This window comes from Klebsiella sp. K-Nf6 (assembly GCF_002806655.1).
Classification (GTDB): domain Bacteria; phylum Pseudomonadota; class Gammaproteobacteria; order Enterobacterales; family Enterobacteriaceae; genus Klebsiella; species Klebsiella variicola.
The window spans coordinates 1-2,935 of the sequence record NZ_PIBN01000039.1 but is presented as its reverse complement, the minus strand read 5'-3'; the positions used below and the strand labels follow the sequence as shown (position 1 = coordinate 2,935).

The following is a 2,935-nucleotide window of genomic DNA, read 5'->3' as shown; positions in this document are numbered from 1 at the left end:
ACATCTTCGGGTTGTGAGGTTAAGCGACTAAGCGTACACGGTGGATGCCCTGGCAGTCAGAGGCGATGAAGGACGTGCTAATCTGCGAAAAGCGTCGGTAAGGTGATATGAACCGTTATAACCGGCGATGTCCGAATGGGGAAACCCAGTGCAATTCGTTGCACTATCGTTAACTGAATACATAGGTTAACGAGGCGAACCGGGGGAACTGAAACATCTAAGTACCCCGAGGAAAAGAAATCAACCGAGATTCCCCCAGTAGCGGCGAGCGAACGGGGAGCAGCCCAGAGTCTGAATCAGCTTGTGTGTTAGTGGAACGGTCTGGAAAGTCCGACGGTACAGGGTGATAGTCCCGTACACCAAAATGCACAGGCTGTGAACTCGAAGAGTAGGGCGGGACACGTGGTATCCTGTCTGAATATGGGGGGACCATCCTCCAAGGCTAAATACTCCTGACTGACCGATAGTGAACCAGTACCGTGAGGGAAAGGCGAAAAGAACCCCGGCGAGGGGAGTGAAAAAGAACCTGAAACCGTGTACGTACAAGCAGTGGGAGCCTCTTTATGGGGTGACTGCGTACCTTTTGTATAATGGGTCAGCGACTTATATTCTGTAGCAAGGTTAACCGTATAGGGGAGCCGCAGGGAAACCGAGTCTTAACTGGGCGTTAAGTTGCAGGGTATAGACCCGAAACCCGGTGATCTAGCCATGGGCAGGTTGAAGGTTGGGTAACACTAACTGGAGGACCGAACCGACTAATGTTGAAAAATTAGCGGATGACTTGTGGCTGGGGGTGAAAGGCCAATCAAACCGGGAGATAGCTGGTTCTCCCCGAAAGCTATTTAGGTAGCGCCTCGTGAATTCATCTTCGGGGGTAGAGCACTGTTTCGGCTAGGGGGTCATCCCGACTTACCAACCCGATGCAAACTACGAATACCGAAGAATGTTATCACGGGAGACACACGGCGGGTGCTAACGTCCGTCGTGAAGAGGGAAACAACCCAGACCGCCAGCTAAGGTCCCAAAGTCATGGTTAAGTGGGAAACGATGTGGGAAGGCACAGACAGCCAGGATGTTGGCTTAGAAGCAGCCATCATTTAAAGAAAGCGTAATAGCTCACTGGTCGAGTCGGCCTGCGCGGAAGATGTAACGGGGCTAAACCATGCACCGAAGCTGCGGCAGCGACACTATGTGTTGTTGGGTAGGGGAGCGTTCTGTAAGCCTGCGAAGGTGGCCTGTGAGGGCTGCTGGAGGTATCAGAAGTGCGAATGCTGACATAAGTAACGATAAAGCGGGTGAAAAGCCCGCTCGCCGGAAGACCAAGGGTTCCTGTCCAACGTTAATCGGGGCAGGGTGAGTCGACCCCTAAGGCGAGGCCGAAAGGCGTAGTCGATGGGAAACAGGTTAATATTCCTGTACTTGGTGTTACTGCGAAGGGGGGACGGAGAAGGCTATGTTAGCCGGGCGACGGTTGTCCCGGTTTAAGCATGTAGGCGGAACGATTAGGTAAATCCGGTCGTTTATTAACGCTGAGGTGTGATGACGAGGCACTACGGTGCTGAAGTAACAAATGCCCTGCTTCCAGGAAAAGCCTCTAAGCATCAGGTAACATTAAATCGTACCCCAAACCGACACAGGTGGTCAGGTAGAGAATACCAAGGCGCTTGAGAGAACTCGGGTGAAGGAACTAGGCAAAATGGTGCCGTAACTTCGGGAGAAGGCACGCTGATAGGTAGGTGAAGCCCCTGCGGGTGGAGCTGAAATCAGTCGAAGATACCAGCTGGCTGCAACTGTTTATTAAAAACACAGCACTGTGCAAACACGAAAGTGGACGTATACGGTGTGACGCCTGCCCGGTGCCGGAAGGTTAATTGATGGGGTTATCCGTAAGGAGAAGCTCTTGATCGAAGCCCCGGTAAACGGCGGCCGTAACTATAACGGTCCTAAGGTAGCGAAATTCCTTGTCGGGTAAGTTCCGACCTGCACGAATGGCGTAATGATGGCCAGGCTGTCTCCACCCGAGACTCAGTGAAATTGAACTCGCTGTGAAGATGCAGTGTACCCGCGGCAAGACGGAAAGACCCCGTGAACCTTTACTATAGCTTGACACTGAACATTGAGCCTTGATGTGTAGGATAGGTGGGAGGCTTTGAAGCGTGGACGCCAGTCTGCGTGGAGCCAACCTTGAAATACCACCCTTTAATGTTTGATGTTCTAACGTAGACCCGTAATCCGGGTTGCGGACAGTGTCTGGTGGGTAGTTTGACTGGGGCGGTCTCCTCCCAAAGAGTAACGGAGGAGCACGAAGGTTAGCTAATCCTGGTCGGACATCAGGAGGTTAGTGCAATGGCATAAGCTAGCTTGACTGCGAGCGTGACGGCGCGAGCAGGTGCGAAAGCAGGTCATAGTGATCCGGTGGTTCTGAATGGAAGGGCCATCGCTCAACGGATAAAAGGTACTCCGGGGATAACAGGCTGATACCGCCCAAGAGTTCATATCGACGGCGGTGTTTGGCACCTCGATGTCGGCTCATCACATCCTGGGGCTGAAGTAGGTCCCAAGGGTATGGCTGTTCGCCATTTAAAGTGGTACGCGAGCTGGGTTTAGAACGTCGTGAGACAGTTCGGTCCCTATCTGCCGTGGGCGCTGGAGAATTGAGGGGGGCTGCTCCTAGTACGAGAGGACCGGAGTGGACGCATCACTGGTGTTCGGGTTGTCATGCCAATGGCATTGCCCGGTAGCTAAATGCGGAAGAGATAAGTGCTGAAAGCATCTAAGCACGAAACTTGCCCCGAGATGAGTTCTCCCTGAGACTATAAGTCTCCTGAAGGAACGTTGAAGACGACGACGTTGATAGGCCGGGTGTGTAAGCGCAGCGATGCGTTGAGCTAACCGGTACTAATGAACCGTGAGGCTTAACCTTACAACGCCGAAG

Annotated in this window: 1 rRNA gene; it reads left to right on the top strand. The window is 52.8% G+C overall.

Annotated elements, in window-relative coordinates:
- Window positions 1-17: 17 nt before the first annotated feature.
- Window positions 18-2,923: ribosomal RNA gene (locus CWM61_RS28445) — 23S ribosomal RNA — on the top strand.
- Window positions 2,924-2,935: the final 12 nt, after the last annotated feature.